Raw genomic sequence first — 17908 nt, forward strand, 5'->3', positions numbered from 1 at the left:
CGCCTCACCAGCCGGGCAGGCTGAAGGCCCACTGCGCCGCCAGCCCGACCTGGAAGGCGGGCGAATCCCGGTTCAGCCCCGCCCCGATGGCGAGGCCGAGCACCGGCCCGCTGGCCGACAGGCGGTGACGGATGCCTGCCTGGATGATCTCGTAGTCCCGCTCCCCGCGCTCGCCCTGCTCGCGCGCATAAGTGACGACGAGGGCCGTGTCGCGCGTGATGCCCTGGCCGACCGATGCGTTGACGAACCAGCGATGCGGCCGCTCGCCCGGCAGCGGGTCGAACCGCGTGGTCCAGCCGAGGTTGAGATGGACGCCGAAGGGCCGCTCGCCGCCGATCAGCGTTCGGCCGATCAACGCGACGAAATCGGCCTCCTGCCCCGGTCGGCCGGGGCCATAGACGGCGCGCAGCCGCGCCAGCACCCCCATCGCGGGCCAGGCCCCTGGCCCGCCCGAGACTTCGTAGAGCAGGCCAAGCCGGGTCAGGCCGCCCCAGGCCGGGATGCGTCCGCCGCTTCCGCCCACCTCCTCGCTCACGGAGGAGTCGAGGCGCCGGCGCGTCTCGAGATTGCCATAGGCCGCCAGCTGCCCAATGCGGAACTCCAGCCCCGGCGCGACGCCGACTTCCATCTCCGCTTCGAGCGAGGTGGTGCCGCGCCAACTCCCGGTTCGCGCCCTTTCGTAGACACCGACAATGGCGAGCTCCGCCGATCCGGGCGCAGCCGCCAGCGGGTCCGTGATCTCGAAGGGATCATCGGCGAGTTCGATCGGCTCGTCGGAAGCCAGGGCGGGCATCGTCAAAACCAACGCGGCCGCTACGACGATTGTCGAGTTCGCCGCTGCGCGACGCATCGTTCCGCCTCCCCTCGTCCGCAGCGGCAACGTGGCGCTTCTCAGAGGGTTGCAGCAGTCGCGGTCTGGTCGTCCAGCCCGGGTGTTTAGGCAGTGACGGCCCTCACAGCGCGCCCACCTCCGGCCCGGTCGAGGGCGGCGCGGCCGAGAGGGCGATCTCCTCCCGCTCCGCCGCTCCGGCTAGGCTGCGCTCCTGCACGGCAGCGCGGAACAGGCGCAGGCTGACCGGATCCAGCCGGCGGGCGATCGCCGCGCCGTGCAGCCTTGGCAGGCGAGGGTTGGCGGAACCTGGCTGGGGTCATCCGTCGCCCCCCTCGCTGCTACGGCCCGCTCAAGCCTCCAGCTTCGCGGATGGCGGCTCGAAGGCGCGAATGGGCGGCAGGTTGCCGGTGAAGCGCTCAACCTCCACCACGGTGAGCTGGCCGGTGCAGCCCTGGGCGAGGGCGGAGGTCCCGACATCGCGCGTCAGCACGTTCGGGTTGCCGTGCACGCAGAGCGGCTTCTCCTCCTCCGGGTTCTCCGGATCGTACCAGGCACCGGTCGGCAGCTGCACCACGCCCTTGCGGATCTCCGTGCTGACCCGCGCCGCGGCGAGGCATGCGCCGCGTGCGTTGAACAGGCGGACGATGTCGCCATCGGCGATGCCGCGCGCCTCGGCATCCTCCGGGTGCACCAGGGCGATCTCGCGCCCACGGTGCTTCGCCGCGGCGCTGTGGCCGCCGAAGTCGAGTTGGCTGTGCAGCCGCGTCGCAGGCTGGTTCGCCACAAGGTGCAGGGGCGTGTCCCCGGCGGGAACCTCCTCGGGCGGCAGCCAGGCCGGGTGGCCCGGGCAGCTTGCCTCGCCGAAGCTGGCGACCGTCTCGGAGAAGATCTCGACCTTGCCGCTGGGTGTCGGCAGGGCGTTGGCGTCGGGATCCTCCCGGAAGGCGCGCCATGGGCCGCCATCATCCGGCGCCTGCGGCAGGCGCAGGCTGCCCATCGCCCAGAATTCCTCGAAATCCGGCGCCGGCAGGCCCTTCGCGCGAAGCGCCTCCTGCGTCCGGGCATAAAGGTGCCGCAGCCATTCGCGGCTGGTCCGGCCCTCGGTGAAGACATCGTCCACGCCGAGGCGCCGGGACAGTTCGGCGAAGATGTCGTAATCGTCCCGCGCCTCGCCGAAAGGCTCGACGATGCGGTGCATCGCCACCATCAGCGGATCGTGGGAGCTGTAGCCGATATCCTCGCGCTCCAGCGTCATGGTCGCGGGCAGGACGATGTCGGCGTGGCGCGCCGTCGCGGTCCAGGCGAGTTCGTGCACCACCAGCGTGTCCACGCGCGCGAAGGCCTGGCGCAGTCGGTTCAGGTCCTGGTGATGGTGGAAGGGGTTGCCACCCGCCCAGTAGACCAGCCGGATATCCGGGTAGCTGCGCGTCTGCCCGTTGTAGCGATAGGACATGCCCGGGTTCAGCAGCATGTCGGCGATGCGGGCGACGGGGATGTAGTTGCCGTGCCGGTTGCGGCCCTGCGACAGGGTTGGCCCCGGCACCGCATTGGCACGACGCCCGTAATAGCCAATGGCGCCCAGGGCGTAGCCGTAGCCACCGCCGGGCAAGCCGATCTGGCCCAGCGCCGCGGCGAGCACCGCGCCCATCCACACCGGCTGCTCGCCATGCTCGGCGCGCTGCAGCGCGTGCGCCACGGTCACCAGGACGCGGCGGCCCTGGAGGCGGCGCGCTAGGGCGCGGATCTCCTCCGCCGGCAGGCCGGTGATCGGCGCGGCCCAGTCGGCATCCTTGGGCTGGCCGTCGGCCTCGCCCATGAGGTAGCGGGCGAAGACCGGCCAGCCGACCGTATAGCGGTCCAGGAAGTCCTGGTCGTGCCGGCCTTCCGCCACCAGCGTATGGACCAGCGCCAGCATCAGCGCCGTGTCGGTGCCAGGGATATTGGCGATCCATTCGGCGCCCGCCTCCTCCGGCAGGTCGCTGCGCAGGGGGCCGACGAGGATGAACTCGCAGCCGCGTTCGCGCGCCTGCTGCATGGCGCCGCGCTCGACATGCTCGCTGATGCCGCCGCCCGCGACCATGGCGTTCTTCAGCGCCATGCCGCCGAAGGCCAGCACCACCTCGCTGTGCTGCGCCACCTGCTCCCAGGTGACGTTGTGCTTGGTCAGCTCCTCGTAATTGCCGAGGATGTGCGGCACGATCACCGAGGCCGCGCCGGAGCTGTAGCTGTTGACCGAGGCGACGTAGCCGCCGAAGGCCGCGTTCAGGAAGCGGTGGATCTGGCTCTGTGCATGGTGGAAGCGCCCGGCGCTGGCCCAGCCATAGGAGCCGCCGAACACGGCGCCCGGGCCATGCTGCATGCCGATGTGGCGCAGCTCCCCGGCCAGCAGGTCCAGCACGGCGCCCCATTCCATCGGCACGAACTCGTCGCGGCCGCGCCGCTCGTCCGGACCCGGGCCACGCTCCAGCCAGCCGCGGCGCACCATGGGCTGCGCGATGCGCGCCGGATGGCGCAGCGCCACTGGGAAGTTGTCGATGATGCCATTCGGGTCGGGATCGCCGGGATGCGGACGCACCAGCAACTCCCCGTACCGCATGGCCGCGCTGAACACGCCCCAATGCGAGCTGTGCGGCCGGAAGTCAGGGGCGGGATCGGTGCTCATTGCGGAGTCTCCGTGGCGCGGGGACAGAATCCCGGCAGGATAGCGAGCCGTCCGGGAACTGGCCATGACGCGCCGCCCCGGCGCCACCGGCCGTGATCCTCACGGCCGACCAGGGCCATGGAGTTGCGCCGACTCAGCGCGCCCGAAGGCCCAGCGTCCGCACTGCGTCGCGCTCCTCCGCCACCTGCTCCGCCAGGAAGGCCCTGTAGTCGGCGGTGTTCTTGTACATGAGCGGCATGTCCAGGCGCTCCAGCGCCGCGAGGTGCTGCGGGTCGTGCAGCGCATCCTTCATTCCGTCATGCAGGGCCGCCACCGTCTCGGCGGACATGCCGCGCGGCCCCACCAGCCCGTAGGGCGATGCGAAGACGAGGTCGATGCCGGTCTCGCGCAGGGTCGGCGCCTGGGAGAAGTGGCGCGGCCTTTCGGCGCCCCAGGTGACCAGCAGGCGGAAGCTGCCTTCCTCGACCATGGGCGCCCAGCCGCTGGAATCCACCGCCGCATCCACCTGCCCGCTCATCAGCGCCTGCACGTTCTCGCCGACGCCGCGATACGGCACGTGGGTCCAGCGTATGCCCTGCGTGCGGGCGATGCGCTCCATCCCGACGAAGGCGGTGCTGGCCGCGCCGGCCGTGCCGTAATTGATCTTGTCGGGGTTCGCCTTGGCGTAGGCCAGGAACTCCGCCCAGGTCTGCCAGGGCGCATCACGGCAGACGACGACGCCGATGAGGTATCCGGTGAGATGCAGGATGGGCGCGCAATCCGCCGTAGGATCGGCGTCGATGTCGCCGGTCATCAGCATGTTGCGCACCGCGGTGATTGGCAATGTGGTGAGCGTCAGCCCGTCCGGCGCCGCCGTGCGCATGGCCAGGATCCCCAGCGAGCCGCTGGCGCCGGGCCGGTTCTCGACCATCACGGTCTGGCCGAAACGCCGCGTGGCGGCCTCGGCCAGGACGCGCATGTGCACATCCGTGGAACCGCCGGGCGAGAAGGGGACGATCAGGCGGATCGGACGCGCAGGCAGCGCCCGCTGCGCGAAAGCCAAGCCGGGTGCCGCAAGCGCGGCGGCGGCGCTGAGAAAGCCGCGACGGCCGATCGTCCCTAAGGTGGGCGGGCTGGTGTTCATGATGGCGCTTCCGTTCTTTTCCCTGGCTTGCATTGATTCGCATGAAATGCGCCCCGCCGTAAGGGATGAAGCGCTGCTCGGGCGGATGCCCCTCGGCATGGGCTCGCCGGCTCGCGGCCGGGATGCTGAACTGCGCGCAGGGAAACAGGAGACGAAGCATGACGACGACATCGGCGGAGATGCCGCTCCTCGACGAGGCGCTGCTTCCTCCTGGCATCCGCTCGCGCTTCGTCCATGGCGTCAACGGGTTGAGGATGCACGTGCTGGAAGCGGGCCACGCGCCGAAAGGCCGGCCTTGCGTCCTGCTGCTGCACGGCTTCCCGGAGCTGGCCTATTCCTGGCGCAAGGTGATGCCGGCCCTTGCCGAGGCCGGGTTCCACGTCATCGCGCCCGACCAGCGCGGCTATGGGCGGACCACGGGCTGGGATGCCGAGTATGATGGCGACCTCCGCTCCTTCCGGCTGCTGAACCTGGTGGGCGACGCGCTCGCGCTTCTCTCGGCGCTTGGGGTGCGCTCCGTGCATGCGGTGGTGGGGCATGATTTCGGCGCTTCGGTTGCGGCCTGGGCGGCGCTGGTGCGGCCGGACGTGTTCCGCTCCGTCGCGCTGATGAGCGCGCCCTTCGCAGGCACGCCTTCCCTGCCCTTCGACACGGCCGATGCGCCGCCACCCGCCCCCAAGACCGGCCCGGACATCCACGAGGCGCTGGCGCGGCTGCCGCGCCCTCGCAAGCACTACCAGTGGTACTATTCCACGCGCGCGGCGAATGCGGAGATGTGGCACCCGCCGGAGGGCGTCCACGCCTTCCTGCGCGCCTATTTCCACAACAAGAGCGCGGATTGGAAGGAGAACCAGCCCGCGCCGCTGCGTGGATGGATCGCGGAGGAGCTGGCGAAGCTGCCCACCTACTACATCATGGAGCTGGAGCGCGGGATGGCGGAGACGGTGGCCCCGCACATGCCCGGCGCCGCGGAGATTGCGGCGTGCCGCTGGCTGCCCGAGGACGAACTCGCCGTCTACAGCGCCGAATACGCCCGCACCGGCTTCCAGGGCGGGCTGCAATGGTACCGGTGCCGGACCGAGGGCGTGAACGACCCGGATTTGCGCGTCTTCTCCGGCCGGACCATCGACGTGCCCTCCGTCTTCATTGCCGGGGCACAGGACTGGGGCATCCACCAGACGCCGGGCGCCCTCGACGCGATGCGCAACCGGGCCTGCACGCAGATGCTGAACTGCCATCTCATCGAAGGCGCAGGACATTGGGTCCAGCAGGAGCAGCCGGAGGCGGTGAAGGAGCGGCTGCTGGAGTTCCTGCGGCGGGGCTGATTCTCATTTCTTTCGAGGAATCGCGCCGGATCCGGTGGTGTCAGCGCGGCTGACGCTCGCGTGCCTTGAAGTCGTCGAGCTTGCGGCGTGCGGCGCGGCGGCGGAGGAAGGGCAGCAGCGTCGAGATAACGCCCCGGACGGGGCCTAGCGCCTGCATGCCCCAGCGAAGCGCATTCGACTCATCCACCTGTCGCGCAATCCGCCCGTCCCGGAACGCGAAGGAGGAGCGCAACTCGTTGTGGACCGGACGGCCGGGAGCGTCGGGCTTCGCGCGGAACGTATAGTCGGCGGTCCAGCGCGCATGTCCCTCCTGCGTGCTGGCATCCTCCACCACAAAGGTCACGCGCAGGTCGGAGGCTGCGATCATGCGCCACATCGCGTGGATCTCGCTTCGGCCCGAGAGGGAGAAGGCGATGTCCTCGAAGGTGGCGTCCTCGGTGTAGCAGGACGCGATGGTCTCGTGGTCGCGCCGCTGCACGGCCGCGAAGAAGCGCTCGAGAAGTTGCCGCTCCGTTGATGCGGCATTTCCGCCAGGATCGGTTCCACTTTCGACGGCTGCTTGGCTGTTCATTGGCACTCCGTCCTTGTCGCTTGGGTTGAGCGAGCCTCGCGGCGGTGGGATACCACCCTGCCAGGGCAGAAGCCCCGCATCGTTCGCAAGCCTATGTGAAGTCTGCGCAATCCAAAGAAGAAATCGCCAGGAGCTGAACCTTCTGGCAATGGAAGTTCGTCGTCCTTTTTGGGCGGGAATGCCTGACAGGCATTCCTAGGCAGAGCGGAAGCGGCCGGTTTCCTGCACAGCGAGCCACCGCCCAGCCACAAGAATGTTGGACAGCACGTCCGTTTCGAGCGCCACCATGCGTCCGGCGCTGCGAAGGTAGGGGAGGCCCATGGCTTGCGCGGCCTGCCGGCGGTGTAGCCAGATCAGGAGGCTCTCTCGGGCGCTCCAGGGTTCCTCTCACCTGTGTGGAGGTGGCATGCGACGGCGTGGGACGCGCCCAGCTGTGCAAGAACGGGCTCATGGGCCCGGCAGACTTCCATCGCAAAGGGACAGCTACCTGCGTAAGCGCACCCGCTGCCTGGGCTGGAAGCCTCGTCCGGCGACGCCGAGGGGCTCGGCTCTGCGTCACGCTCTTCCGGGCGAACAAAGCGCGCGGCGGCGAGAAGTGCCTGGGTGTAAGGATGAAGCGGCGCACCGAACACTTCCTCGGCCGCCCCTTGCTCCACGATCCGCCCGCGATACATGACGGCCACCTCATCCGCCTGGTAGCGCACGGTCGCCAGGTCGTGACTGATGAGCAGATAGCTCATCCCCAGCCGCTTCTGTGTCTCGACGAGGAGGTTGATGATCTGGAGACGGACCGACACGTCGAGCGCCGAGACGGGTTCGTCCAGGACGACGACGCGCGGCCGCGCGACAATGGCCCGTGCGATGGCAATCCTTTGCCGCTGCCCACCGCTGAACTCGTGGGGGAAGTTCCGCGCCGAGGCCGGATCGAGCCCGACCTCCTCAAGCACCGCCGACACGCGCTCGGCGATCTCGCGTGCCTTGGCATCGCCGTTGAGGCGGAACGGCTCGGCGATGATCTGCCCAACCCGCATCCGTGGATTCAGGGAACTCCAAGGGTCCTGGAAGACCGCCTGGACGGCGCGCCTGTACCTCCGAATTCCCGCCGCGTCGGCGCGCAGGATGTCCACGCCATCGAACAGGACGGCACCCGCATCCGGCCGCTCAAGAAGCAGCAGCATGCGCGCCGTCGTGGTCTTGCCGCAACCGGACTCACCGACCAAGGCCAGGGTGCGGCCAGGCAGGACCGAAAGGGAGACGCCATCGACTGCGCGCGTCAAAGGCGCCTTTCGGGCGAAACCCCACGCGCGCCCTTGACTGAAGGCCTTGGCAAGATTCAGGGCTTCGATAGTTGGCCGAGGGCTCGCGGCTTCCTGGCTGCTGCTCACGCGGCGCCCCTTGCCCAGCAGCGAACCACCTGGCCGGGTCCGGCCGATCTCTCTGGCGGCATTTCTTCCACACAGCGCGGCATCGCTTCACCGCAGCGCGGCGCGAAGGGGCAGCCCTGCTTACGCGCAAAGACGGATGGCGGCTGTCCAGGGATGGGGTCGAGGCGGTCCGACCGCCGCGTCACGTCGGGCATCGAGCGGAGCAGCGCTTGCGTGTACGGGTGGCTCGGCGCCCGGAAGACGGTCCCAACATCGGCCACCTCGACGATGCGGCCGCCATACATCACGGCCACGCGATCACAGACACGGGCGATCGCGCCGAGGTCGTGGGTGACGAAGAGCACGGCAAGGCTGCTTTCGCGCTGCAGCTGCCTCAGGAGCCCCAGGTAGGCGGCCTGAACCGTGACATCCAGTGCTGTCGTGGGCTCGTCGGCGATCAGGAGTTCGGGCTGCCCGGCCAGCGCAATGGCGGAAACGACCCGCTGCCGCATGCCGCCGCTCAACTGATGCGGAAAGCTCCGGAGCGTTCGTGCCGGGTCCGGAACGCGGAGCCGCCCGAGCAATTCGAGCGCGACCTTCTCCTGCCCGGCACCGCGGAGGCCACGGTGGAGCGCAAGCGCCTCCCCGATCTGGTCACCGATCCGGAAGACGGGGTTGAGGGCCGCCATGGGGTCCTGCAGCACCATGGCGATGCGGCGGCCCCGGTAGCTCCGCATCTCGTCCTCGCCCAGGCGCAGGAGGTCGTTGCCGTCGAGGCGCAGCATTCCGCCCGCAACCCGCGTGCTGGGGGACGGATTGAGCCGCATCACCGTGAGGCAGGTCAGCGACTTGCCCGAGCCTGACTCGCCGATCAGCCCCAGCGCCTCGCCACGCCGCACGGTGAAGCTGATCCCATCGACCGCGCGGCCCACACCGCGCTCGCCGAAGACATCGACCGAGAGGTTCTCGACCTCGAGAAGGGGTGCCGCTTCCATGCCGCGCTACACCGACCTCAGCTGCGGATCCAGCCAGTCACGCAGCCAGTCCCCAAGGAGATTGAACGCGAACACGACGACGAGGATCGCGACACCCGGCATGACCGAGATCCACCAGGCCGTCTCGATGAAGTCGAGACCCTCCGCGACCATCCCGCCCCAGGTGGGGGCTGGCGGAGGGATCCCGGCGCCCAGGAAGGTCAGCGAGGCCTCGACGACGATCGCCCAGCCGACCTGGAGCGTGCAAAGCACAACCAGGCTGTTCACGATGTTGGGCAGGATGTGGTGGAGCACGATGTAGGGGCCGCCTGCGCCCGCCACGCGGGCGAGCGCGACGAAGTCGCGAGCCTTCCACGAGAGCACCTCGCCCCGGACGAGCCGCGCGAAGCGGGCCCATAGCACGAGGCCGAGCACGAGTGCCACGACCCAGAACCCCGGGCCGACCGTCACCGCGAGGACCAGCGCGATGAGCACGCTCGGGAAGGCGAGGAACGTGTCCGCGAGCCGCATGATCAACGCGTCGGCCCAGCCGCCGCGGTAGCCCGCAATCAGGCCGAGCAGAGTGCCCACGGAGCCGCCCAGGGCCAACGCCACCGCCGCGACGCCCAGCGAGAGACGTGCGCCGTGCAGGATCCGGCTCAGGATGTCCCGGCCCAGGCGGTCGGTGCCGAGCAGGTAGTCGGAGGTGCCTCCATCCAGGAAGACCGGGGGAAGCGTGGCATTGATCGGGTCGATCGCCTCGGGGTCGTGCGGCGCGATCCAGCCGGCGCTTGCCGCGACAAGGATAGTCAGGGCAACGACCGTCAGCGCAACCCAGGGCAGGCGACGACCTCGTGGAGGCAGCGCCACTCCGGCGGCCAGGCTCATGCGCGGACCCTCGGGTCAATGAGCCCGTAGCAGATGTCCACCAGGAGGTTGATGGTGACGATTACGGCAGTGTAGGCCAGCACCGCGCACTGAAGGACCGGGAAGTCACGCCAGAGGGTCGACTCATAGGCGAGGTAGCCGAGGCCCGGCCAGCCGAACACCACCTCCACGACGACGGCCGAGGCGATGATCACGCCATACATGAAGCCGATGAAGGTGATGACGGGGATCAGCGCGTTCCAGAGCGCGTGCTTCCAGATGACGCGCCGCTCCGTGAGGCCCTTGGCGCGCGCGAGCTTGATGAACTCCGTGCCGAGGACCTCCAGCATGCTTGAGCGCAGGAGGCGCACGACGCCGGCGCTGATGCTCCAGCCGAGCACGATGGCGGGCAGGACGTAGTTCCTCCACCCACCGGTGCCCGACGAGGGCAGCCATTGCAGATGGACCGAGAAGACCAGGATCAGGACGATCCCGAGCCAGAATGCCGGCACCGACTGGCCAAGGAGGGCGAAGCCCTGTCCGAACCTGTCCCAGAAGCCGGCCCGGCGGGCAGCGGCGAGGACGCCGATCGGCACGCTGATCACGAGTGCGATGAAAAGCCCTGCCGTCGCGAGGATCAGCGTCCTGGGCAGGCGCTCCAGGACAAGGTCCACGGCGGGCTGCCGCGTGCGGATCGACATGCCGAAATCGCCCTGGACCACGCCGCCGAGGAAGACGGCGTATTGCACAGGGAGGGGCCTATCGAGGCCATTGCGCTCGATGAAGATACGACGCTCGGCCGCGGTCGCCTCGGGCGGCAGAACGAGATCGACAGGGTTGCCCGACGTTCTCGCCAGCACGAACACCACCACGCTTGTGAGCAGCAGCGTCAGCAACGCTTGCAGGGCGCGCGAGGCGATCATCGGGAGCATGGCGGCGGCTAGGTCCCTGAGTTGAGGCGGTAGAGCGGCTCCCGCCGCTCGCCTGCGAGATAGCCGTCGTAGAAGCGGCGTGCCTCCTCCAGGAGCGCCAGGCCGAGATGCCGGTTCCGCTGCTCGACCTCGGTAGGCGCCGCACGCATGCGAGCGGCCAGTTCAGCGAGCATGGCCTCCCGGTCAACCCGCAGGAACCGCCCGTCCTGCAGCACCACCTCTCCGGCGACGAGAACGGCGTGGATGTCGGACGGGCGCGCTCTTTGAACGAGCGCGTCGGCAACGGGCACGTCATCGCTGAGGAAGGGGCGCGTGACGCGCCGCCAGTTGAACAGGATGAGGTCGGCGGCGCAGCCTGGCGAGAGGCGACCGATGCGCCGCCCGAAGCCGGTGGTCGCCCCCCCGCCTTCCGTGGCCATGCCAAGCACCTCGGCGGCGGAAGGGACCTCTTCCTCGCGAAGCCCTGGGACGCGGTGCATGCGAAGGACGAGCCGCATCTCCTGCAACATGTCGCGGTCGTCGTTGATGCCCGCCTCGTCGATGCCGAGCGCGACGCGGACGCCGCGGCGTCGGTACGCGTTGATCGGCGCGACGCCGCTGCGCAGGCGAAGGTTGGAGCTGCAGTTGTGGCAGAGGCAGGTGCCCGTATCGGCAATCAGCTCGATATCCGGCTCAGTCGCCCAGACGCCGTGGCCCAGGGTCATATCGGGGCCCAGCGCCCCAAGCCGGTGCAGATGCGAGACCGCTGATCCGCCCGTCCGCCGGCGCGCATACTCCTTCTGAAGCGGCGTTTCCAGAAGGTGCATGTGCATCGGCACACCGTGGCGCCGCGCGGTTTCGACCGTCCGCTGAATCGCCGTGTCCGAGCACCAATGGAGGTTGACGGGCGCCAACTGGATCGTGACGCGATCGTGATCGAGGTATTTTCTGTGAAGCTCATCGAACACCGCCAGGGATTCACTGACATCCAGCGTCTGCTCGGCCAGGAGGGCACGCGCTGGGCCGGCAAGGTCAGCCGGCAATCGCCCCACGAATGTCTCGTCGTCCTCGTAGATGATGCGGTTTTGGTCGCGCAGGCCGTAGGAATAGGAAACGCGCATCCCGATGTCTTCATAGGCCCGGATGACGTCCGACGCCGTGTCGACGATCCGGGACACGGGCCGGGGCGTCCTCCCATGCAGATGCTGGACCGTCGTGACGCCGCTCTCCAGGAGTTCGAAGGCGGAGTAGAGGGTATCGAGATAGGGGTCCACGAAGCGAGAGGCTAGGCGCCGGACGATCCAGAGCTCCAGTGGCAGATCGGGCGAGCCGAGCTGGAGCGGCGTGAGGCCGACATGGTGATGCGCATTGACGAAGCCTGGGCAAACCACGTGGTCGTCCGACCCCAGGATCCGGGCCGGTTGGTGCCGCTCCGCGAGGTCCCGGTGATTGCCCACCTCGAGGATGGTTCCATCCTTGATCAGAAGGGCGCCATCCCCGATGACCTCCGCCTCCCCTCGCCCATCCACTCCAAGGATGACGTGCCGGCCGCGCACCAGCGTCGTTTCGCCCGGCATGGCTTCGCTTCTCTCTCCAACTGACATCCCTGTCAGTCCGCGCGCCCGACGGTCTCGAGATTCCAGGCAATGCCGAAATTACCGGGCGACCATCCGGACACGCGCGGGCCAACCGCGGCCACGACGGCGCGTGCCGCGACCGGCACGAACGCGTACTCGGCATAGGTCCTGCGGTTCACCTCGCGGAGCGCCTCGTCGAGTTCCCGAAGATCGGTCATCCCTCGCAGTCGCGCGAAGTCCGCATCCATGCGCTCCGGGTTCCAGTACGCCTGGATGATTCCCCCCGCCTGCCGGCTGATGTACGAGACGGACAGATTCGGGATTACCGTCGGCCGGGCCGCTGGCGAGTCGATGTAGAGATGCGCGGCGTAGCGCGTCTCGAAGTTCTGCGGGTCATTGGCGTAGCGCGGGCGGAAGGCGCCGAACTCCATCGAGGTGGCTTCCGTCCGGAAGCCTGCAGCGCGCAGGTACCCCTCGACGAGTTGCATGATCTCCGGGGCCTCGGGGTTGGAGTTCGTCGGCACCACCCAGATCTTCACGGGCCGGCCATCATAGCCGATGGATTGCAGAAGCTCCCGTGCACGCCGCGGATCATAGCGGTACGGAGTCAGCCCGGGGTCAAAGCCCAGCGCGGCCTCGGTCCAGACCGAACTTGCGACGCGCCGGCCGCTTCCCTCGGGATAGTAGCGCGCGACGATGGTGTTGACGTCGATGGCATGCGCGATCGCCTCGCGAAGCTCCTGGCGATGGCACAGCATCTCCGGCTGCCAGCATCCCATGAAGGACAGCAGGTTGATCGTCGCCCCTTCGAGCATGTGGAGCCGGAGCCCGGCCCGGCGCGCGTCGGCGGACTGACGCGGGTCAATGAAGGCCATATCCGCCTCGCCCGAGCGGACCATGGCGAGGCGCGTGCTGGGCTGCGCGCGCGGTAATATGCGGAGGGTCGCAAACTGGGGCATGCGGCCTTGATCCCAATAGGCCGTGTTCGCGGCAAGGCGCATCGCCACGCCGCGCTCGAAGCTCTCGAAGCGCCAGGGCCCCGTGCCCACGGGGTTGCCGATGAGTTCGTAGCCCGTATCCGTGCGCCGGTAATTGTGCCGGGCCAGGACACGGATGTCGCCGTCGCGCGAGCTCAGGATGCTCGGGAAGGTCGGGTCGGCGAATTTGAGCCGGATCGTGACGGTGTGCGCGTCCGGCGCCTCGACCCGGTCAATGCCTGAGCGGAGGAAGCGGCAGAAGGTGCAGGTGGCATCCTGCGCCACGAGGCGTTCCCCGAGCGTGAACACCACGTCGTCGGAGGTGAAGGGGCGGCCATCATGCCAGACCACCTCGCGGCGAAGCCGCAGCGTCAGGGTCGTGGCGTCGGGCGAAAGCTCCCAGGACTCGGCAAGTCCCCGCTCGGAGGAAAGCTGGCCCCTCGCATCCCCCGCAATGAGGGGATCGTGAATGTGGCCCGCATATTGGAGGTCCTGGGTCGTGGTCAGCGCCGGGTCCAGCATCTCACGGCCGAAATTCCCCACGACGACCCGCAGGTCGCCCCTCGGCTGTGCCGCCGCGGGACCTGCGGCAAGGGCCAGGGCGAGGGCAGCGAGAGCAATTCTCATCCGCATATGCCTTTCCTCTTGTTCGGCGGCGTGCGGGTGCCGCAAGGCAGGGCGCGCCTGTACGCGAGCCCAAGTGCGAGGAAGCATGCTGCCGCCTCGAGATCTCCGGCAACGCCAAAGAGTGTTCACGCAATGTGCATGCGTGCACAATCGCGCTGGAGACGGACGATGATGGCGGAACGCAGCGACAATCCTGGCCCTTTCGATTGGGACGACCTCCGCGTCCTTCTCGCGGTGGATGAGGCAGGGACGTTGCTGGGCGCCGGGCGGGCGCTGGGTGTCAGCCACACGACGGTGCTGCGCCGGCTGGCCGCGGCGGAATCGAATCTGGCGGCAAGGCTTTTCCGGCGGCAGGGCGGGGCGCTCGTCCGAACTCCCGCGGGCGAGGAAGTTCTTGGGCGCGCACGCCGGATCCGTTCCGACATCGTTGCGCTGACCCGCTCGGCGCGGGCAGCCGATGGGAGCCTCTCGGGATCCATACGCCTTGCCGCCCCGCCCGGGCTTGCGACGGACGTGTTGATTCCGCGTCTCGGCGAGTTTCTGCATGCCTATCCGCGCATACGGGTCGCTCTCCTGACAGATCTCGACTTCTCAGGGATGTTGCGCGGGGATGCCGATGTCGGGGTCAGGATCAGCTCCCCGCTAGCCGACCGGCTTGATGTCCGTCGTATCTGTGACTGCCACTTCGGGCTGTATGCCGTGCCGCGGCTCGCGGCCGCGGCGGCGCGCGCGCTCGAACGCGGCTCTCCCTCGAGAGTCCGCTACGTCGCCTTCGAGGAGGGTTTCTCAGCCTTCCCGGAGGACCGTTGGATCCGCGATTTGTTCGGGACCGTTCCCCCTGTGCTCCGTGCGAATACGACGACGGCCCTGCTCTCCGCCGCGGTGGCAGGGCTCGGGGTGGCGGCGCTGCCGCGCTACATGGGCGACCGCGAGCCCAAGCTGCGCCTCGTCGCAACATCGCATGGCGGGCCGGTGGAAGGGGTTTTCCTGGTGACGCGCCGGGAGCAGCGCGGTGTGGCACGGGTCCGCGCCCTGGTCGATTATCTTGCTCGCGTTCTCCTGACGGAACGCGAACTCTTCGCGGGCCGGACCGAGCCCAAGGCTGCGAAGCTGAAGCATGCATAAAGGCCGTGTAGCGACGCAGGTGACGGCAGCACCGTCCTGGCCCACTCGATCAGTCAGCCCACGCGAGGCCGAAGGCAGGGCTTTTCTTTCGAATGATTCATTCCGTCTCATATTTTACGCGTGACGGACATCCGACCCCTTGCATAGGCTGACGCCAAGCCTCGGAGCGAATGCCTCGTGGACTTTGCGGATACCCTGCTCATCCGTCTTGCGTCCGACGCAGGTCAGAACGCGGTGCTGGATCAACAGGCGCTCGCACAAATGGCAGCTGCCGCTTTCGACCTGTCGCTCGATCCGCTCCAGGGCCCCTTCTCCCTTGTGCTCGAAAGCACCCAGTCAGGGATCGAGGTCAACCCGAGCGTCACGGTCGAGGGTACGCTTCGCTTCCCCGATCAGGCCGTGCCTGCGGAGCTCCGCTTGGTCCTGCGCGGCCTCCTGACCGGGTTTCCACTTCGCGCGGAAGCGCTCTGGCGCGGCAACCTCGTCGCGCGCCGTGAGCCACGCGACAGCGTGATCGAGGAAGCCATTCCGGCCTTCGCAGCCGCCGATCTCGACCGCGCCATCGTCGCGGCAGAGGGCGCCTTGCCTGCCGAGCCATCCGCCCTAGAGGCGGCGCGCCGAAAGGAACTGGCGGCACGGCTGCGGGGCCACATGCATCAGCCCGCTGCGCTGGATGACGCAACGCTGGGGCGCCTCCTCGGCGCCCTGGGCGCGGCAGGGGACGAGGAGGCACGCGGCACGGTGCGCCTGCGCTTCAGCGCCCCGGCGGGAGGTCCGCCCGTTCCCGTCATCCTCCCCGTGACCATTGCCGTCATGGCGCGCGAAAGCCTCACCTCGCTCAGCCAGTTCCTGGCGGAGGCACGTGCCCTGCGCGACCACCTGACGCGCGACGCCGAAGCGCTGCCGCCGCCCGCACCACTGCGCCGGCGCGTCCAGGTGCTTCCGCTCCTGATCATGCCTGCTGCCGCCTTCGCGGATTGGCCCGGCGACGATGCCGCCAGTCGCCGCGCGGCGGCGGAGGAATTCTTCCAGCGCGAGTCCATCGGGCTCGCCGTCGCAGGACCGTAGCCACCATGTAAAGGGAATCGCCCGATGCCGCTGTTCGACGTGGTCGCCTATCCGTTCGTCGAAGTGAAGGTCATTCCCCCTCCGGGCGCGGTCGCCCGGCGCGCGACCGGGGTTGTCGCGGTGGTGGGCATCACCCCGGATGGTCCCACCGGGGGCGCGGCGCCCGTAGCGGCGCCACGGGTCGTCACCACGGCGTCGGAGGCGGCGAAGCTCTTCGCCGAAACCAACGATGCCGGCACGCTGGTGACCGCGACCCCTCTCTATGATTCGCTCCTTCTCGCCCTCCAGCAGGATCCGCCGCCCGTGAAGGTCTACGGCGTGCGCGCGGCGGCGGATGGGTACGAGGACGCGCTGCGCGCCCTGGAGGCCGTGGACGACGTCAACTTCGTCAGCCTGGCGGGCGAGACGGACGTGGCCGCGCTGCGCCTGCTGAAGACGCATGTGGAGAACGCTTCCCTCGCCGGCAGCCCGCGCCTCGGCGTGGCGATGGCGGATCCGGCCCGCGCGCTCTCGCAGCAATGGGCCGAGGATGCGCTGCAGGCACTCCAGCCTGCCGGGGCCACGCTCCGCAGCGGCGCCAGTCGGATGATCGTCGTCGCGGCACGCAGCCCGGCCGATGGTGCACAGGATTTCGCCTCTGCCGCCATGGGCGCCATCGCCGGCCATCCACCCCATGTCTCCCCGGTGCTGAAGCAGGTTCGCGGGGTCACCATCCCCAAGGAGCTGCAATTCACCCCCACGGAGATCCGCGCCCTCGCGGCGGAGGGCGTGATCCCGATCATCGACCCTGAGCTCATTCCCGGCGAGGGGCTGTTCCTCGCCGATGGCGGGCTTTTCACCTCCGACAACCGGCGCGCCTTCGTGGACATCATGCGCGTGCTGGACGACGTGCAGTTCCGGTTGCGCGCCGGGCTCATCGGCACGATCGGCGACGCGCGGATCACCAAGGCCGGCCTCACCCTGGTCAAGATGACGGCGGAAGGCATCGTCGCCAATCTGAAGCGCCAGAACATCATCGACGGCTACACGGTCCAGATCCCGCTGATCGACCTGCTGTCCCTGCCGGACTCCGCGCTGACCGCGGCCGACAAGCAACTCATCACGGAAGCGAGGTCGACGCGGGCGGTGGATATGCTCGTGGCCATCCTCTACGGCCCGCAGGTCCACCGCCTCGGCGTCACCCTCCGCATGGACTTCGCGTAAGGCCGAGGAGACAGCACGATGCCCGATTGGAAAACCCGCCTCGTCGTCAGCTTCCAGGTGGACGGGGCGACGACCGTGATCTCGCCGATCGACCAGTTCAGCCCGACCTTCTCCCTGGGCGCGGAGCCGCTTCATTCAGTGGAGCGGACGCATATCGGCGTGGTCTACCAGCCGCGCTCCCTCACCTTCTCCCTGACCGTCCGCGCCATCGGCGGCGTCGTGGGGCAGCTCACCGCCCTCGCCCTCCGCGGCACGCCCTTCGACATCCTGCTGCAGGAACAGGAAGGCGATGACTGGACCTTCTCCGCCTTCGTGATGCGCCGCTGCGTCATCACCTCGGCGCAGCCCGGCGCCGCGACCATCTCGGGGGCGCCCAGCGCGACCTTCAGCGGCTTCAGCCTCGAGACGACGGTCGATCCGAAGATCGGCGAGCCGGTGACGGTATGATCAGCCCCCGACCCAGCGCGCGGGTCCGCCGCACCGGCATCGCCCTCGTCCATGAGGGCGAGGTGATCCTGCCCGCCCCGGGCTCGGAGGCGCTGGTCGAGCGCGGCCTCGCGGCCGGACCCGCGGCGGTGCACTACCACTTCCCGGTGGAGATCGAGGTCACTTCCGGCGGCGCGCCGCTCGACCTCGACGCGCTGGCCGAGCACGTTCTCGCCCGTCTCAGCCACGGCCTCGACGGGGCAGCGGAGAGCTGAA

General features: G+C 69.0%; 17 protein-coding genes. 6 read left to right on the forward strand and 11 right to left on the reverse strand.

The window, feature by feature from the left end; all coding sequences use genetic code 11:
* Nucleotides 1–4: 4 nt before the first annotated feature.
* The 3 genes from JTJ31_RS06635 to JTJ31_RS06645 form a co-directional block, all read right to left on the reverse strand.
* The gene (locus JTJ31_RS06635; RefSeq protein ID WP_207537814.1) at nucleotides 5–850 is read right to left on the reverse strand and encodes a hypothetical protein; all 846 of its coding nucleotides are present in this window, start codon (nucleotides 848–850) and stop codon (nucleotides 5–7) included.
* A 331-nt stretch (nucleotides 851–1181) separates the two neighbouring features.
* Complete coding sequence (locus JTJ31_RS06640; RefSeq protein WP_207537815.1) at nucleotides 1182–3494, reverse strand: molybdopterin guanine dinucleotide-containing S/N-oxide reductase; 2313 nt, start codon at nucleotides 3492–3494, stop codon at nucleotides 1182–1184.
* Between the two features lie 133 nt (nucleotides 3495–3627).
* Nucleotides 3628–4617: a tripartite tricarboxylate transporter substrate binding protein gene (locus JTJ31_RS06645; RefSeq protein ID WP_207537816.1), complete on the reverse strand. Its 990-nt coding sequence runs from the start codon at nucleotides 4615–4617 to the stop codon at nucleotides 3628–3630.
* A 158-nt stretch (nucleotides 4618–4775) separates the two neighbouring features.
* Between JTJ31_RS06645 and JTJ31_RS06650 the strand changes: the two genes are divergently transcribed.
* Nucleotides 4776–5942 carry an alpha/beta hydrolase gene (locus JTJ31_RS06650; RefSeq protein WP_328805685.1) on the forward strand — a complete coding sequence of 389 codons (1167 nt, stop codon included), beginning with the start codon at nucleotides 4776–4778 and terminating at the stop codon, nucleotides 5940–5942.
* Nucleotides 5943–5982: 40 nt separating this feature from the next.
* Here the strand turns inward: JTJ31_RS06650 and JTJ31_RS06655 are convergent, their stop codons facing one another.
* The 8 genes from JTJ31_RS06655 to JTJ31_RS06685 form a co-directional block, all read right to left on the reverse strand.
* The gene (locus tag JTJ31_RS06655; protein WP_207537817.1) at nucleotides 5983–6513 is read right to left on the reverse strand and encodes a nuclear transport factor 2 family protein; all 531 of its coding nucleotides are present in this window, start codon (nucleotides 6511–6513) and stop codon (nucleotides 5983–5985) included.
* Nucleotides 6514–6708: 195 nt separating this feature from the next.
* The gene (locus JTJ31_RS24945; protein WP_268957001.1) at nucleotides 6709–6834 is read right to left on the reverse strand and encodes a hypothetical protein; all 126 of its coding nucleotides are present in this window, start codon (nucleotides 6832–6834) and stop codon (nucleotides 6709–6711) included.
* 32 nt (nucleotides 6835–6866) lie between these two features.
* A complete protein-coding gene (locus tag JTJ31_RS06660) occupies nucleotides 6867–7790 on the reverse strand; it encodes an ABC transporter ATP-binding protein (protein ID WP_207537818.1) in 924 nt (307 codons plus the stop codon).
* 104 nt (nucleotides 7791–7894) lie between these two features.
* Nucleotides 7895–8872 carry an ABC transporter ATP-binding protein gene (locus tag JTJ31_RS06665; protein ID WP_207537819.1) on the reverse strand — a complete coding sequence of 326 codons (978 nt, stop codon included), beginning with the start codon at nucleotides 8870–8872 and terminating at the stop codon, nucleotides 7895–7897.
* Between the two features lie 6 nt (nucleotides 8873–8878).
* Nucleotides 8879–9739, reverse strand: coding sequence for an ABC transporter permease (locus JTJ31_RS06670; protein ID WP_207537820.1), 861 nt, complete (start codon nucleotides 9737–9739; stop codon nucleotides 8879–8881).
* Nucleotides 9736–10650: an ABC transporter permease gene (locus JTJ31_RS06675; RefSeq protein WP_207537821.1), complete on the reverse strand. Its 915-nt coding sequence runs from the start codon at nucleotides 10648–10650 to the stop codon at nucleotides 9736–9738. Before JTJ31_RS06675 ends, JTJ31_RS06670 begins: the two co-directional genes overlap by 4 nt.
* An 8-nt stretch (nucleotides 10651–10658) precedes the next feature.
* The gene (locus tag JTJ31_RS06680) at nucleotides 10659–12206 is read right to left on the reverse strand and encodes an amidohydrolase family protein (protein WP_207537822.1); all 1548 of its coding nucleotides are present in this window, start codon (nucleotides 12204–12206) and stop codon (nucleotides 10659–10661) included.
* Nucleotides 12207–12238: 32 nt separating this feature from the next.
* The gene (locus tag JTJ31_RS06685; RefSeq protein WP_207537823.1) at nucleotides 12239–13810 is read right to left on the reverse strand and encodes an ABC transporter substrate-binding protein; all 1572 of its coding nucleotides are present in this window, start codon (nucleotides 13808–13810) and stop codon (nucleotides 12239–12241) included.
* Between the two features lie 168 nt (nucleotides 13811–13978).
* Between JTJ31_RS06685 and JTJ31_RS06690 the strand changes: the two genes are divergently transcribed.
* The 5 genes from JTJ31_RS06690 to JTJ31_RS06710 all read left to right on the forward strand — a co-directional run bounded on the left by JTJ31_RS06690 (nucleotide 13979) and on the right by JTJ31_RS06710 (nucleotide 17907).
* A complete protein-coding gene (locus JTJ31_RS06690; RefSeq protein WP_207537824.1) occupies nucleotides 13979–14935 on the forward strand; it encodes a LysR family transcriptional regulator in 957 nt (318 codons plus the stop codon).
* A 261-nt stretch (nucleotides 14936–15196) separates the two neighbouring features.
* Nucleotides 15197–16003 (forward strand): hypothetical protein, encoded by an 807-nt coding sequence (locus JTJ31_RS06695; RefSeq protein ID WP_207537825.1) that lies wholly within the window; start codon nucleotides 15197–15199, stop codon nucleotides 16001–16003.
* A 24-nt stretch (nucleotides 16004–16027) separates the two neighbouring features.
* A complete protein-coding gene (locus tag JTJ31_RS06700; protein ID WP_207537826.1) occupies nucleotides 16028–17206 on the forward strand; it encodes a hypothetical protein in 1179 nt (392 codons plus the stop codon).
* Between the two features lie 18 nt (nucleotides 17207–17224).
* Complete coding sequence (locus JTJ31_RS06705) at nucleotides 17225–17653, forward strand: hypothetical protein (RefSeq protein ID WP_207537827.1); 429 nt, start codon at nucleotides 17225–17227, stop codon at nucleotides 17651–17653.
* The gene (locus JTJ31_RS06710) at nucleotides 17650–17907 is read left to right on the forward strand and encodes a hypothetical protein (RefSeq protein ID WP_207537828.1); all 258 of its coding nucleotides are present in this window, start codon (nucleotides 17650–17652) and stop codon (nucleotides 17905–17907) included. The genes JTJ31_RS06705 and JTJ31_RS06710 overlap by 4 nt, the downstream gene beginning before the upstream one ends.
* Nucleotide 17908: the final 1 nt, after the last annotated feature.

The sequence above is a fragment of the Sabulicella rubraurantiaca genome, assembly GCF_017355885.1.
Lineage (GTDB): Bacteria > Pseudomonadota > Alphaproteobacteria > Acetobacterales > Acetobacteraceae > Roseococcus > Roseococcus rubraurantiacus.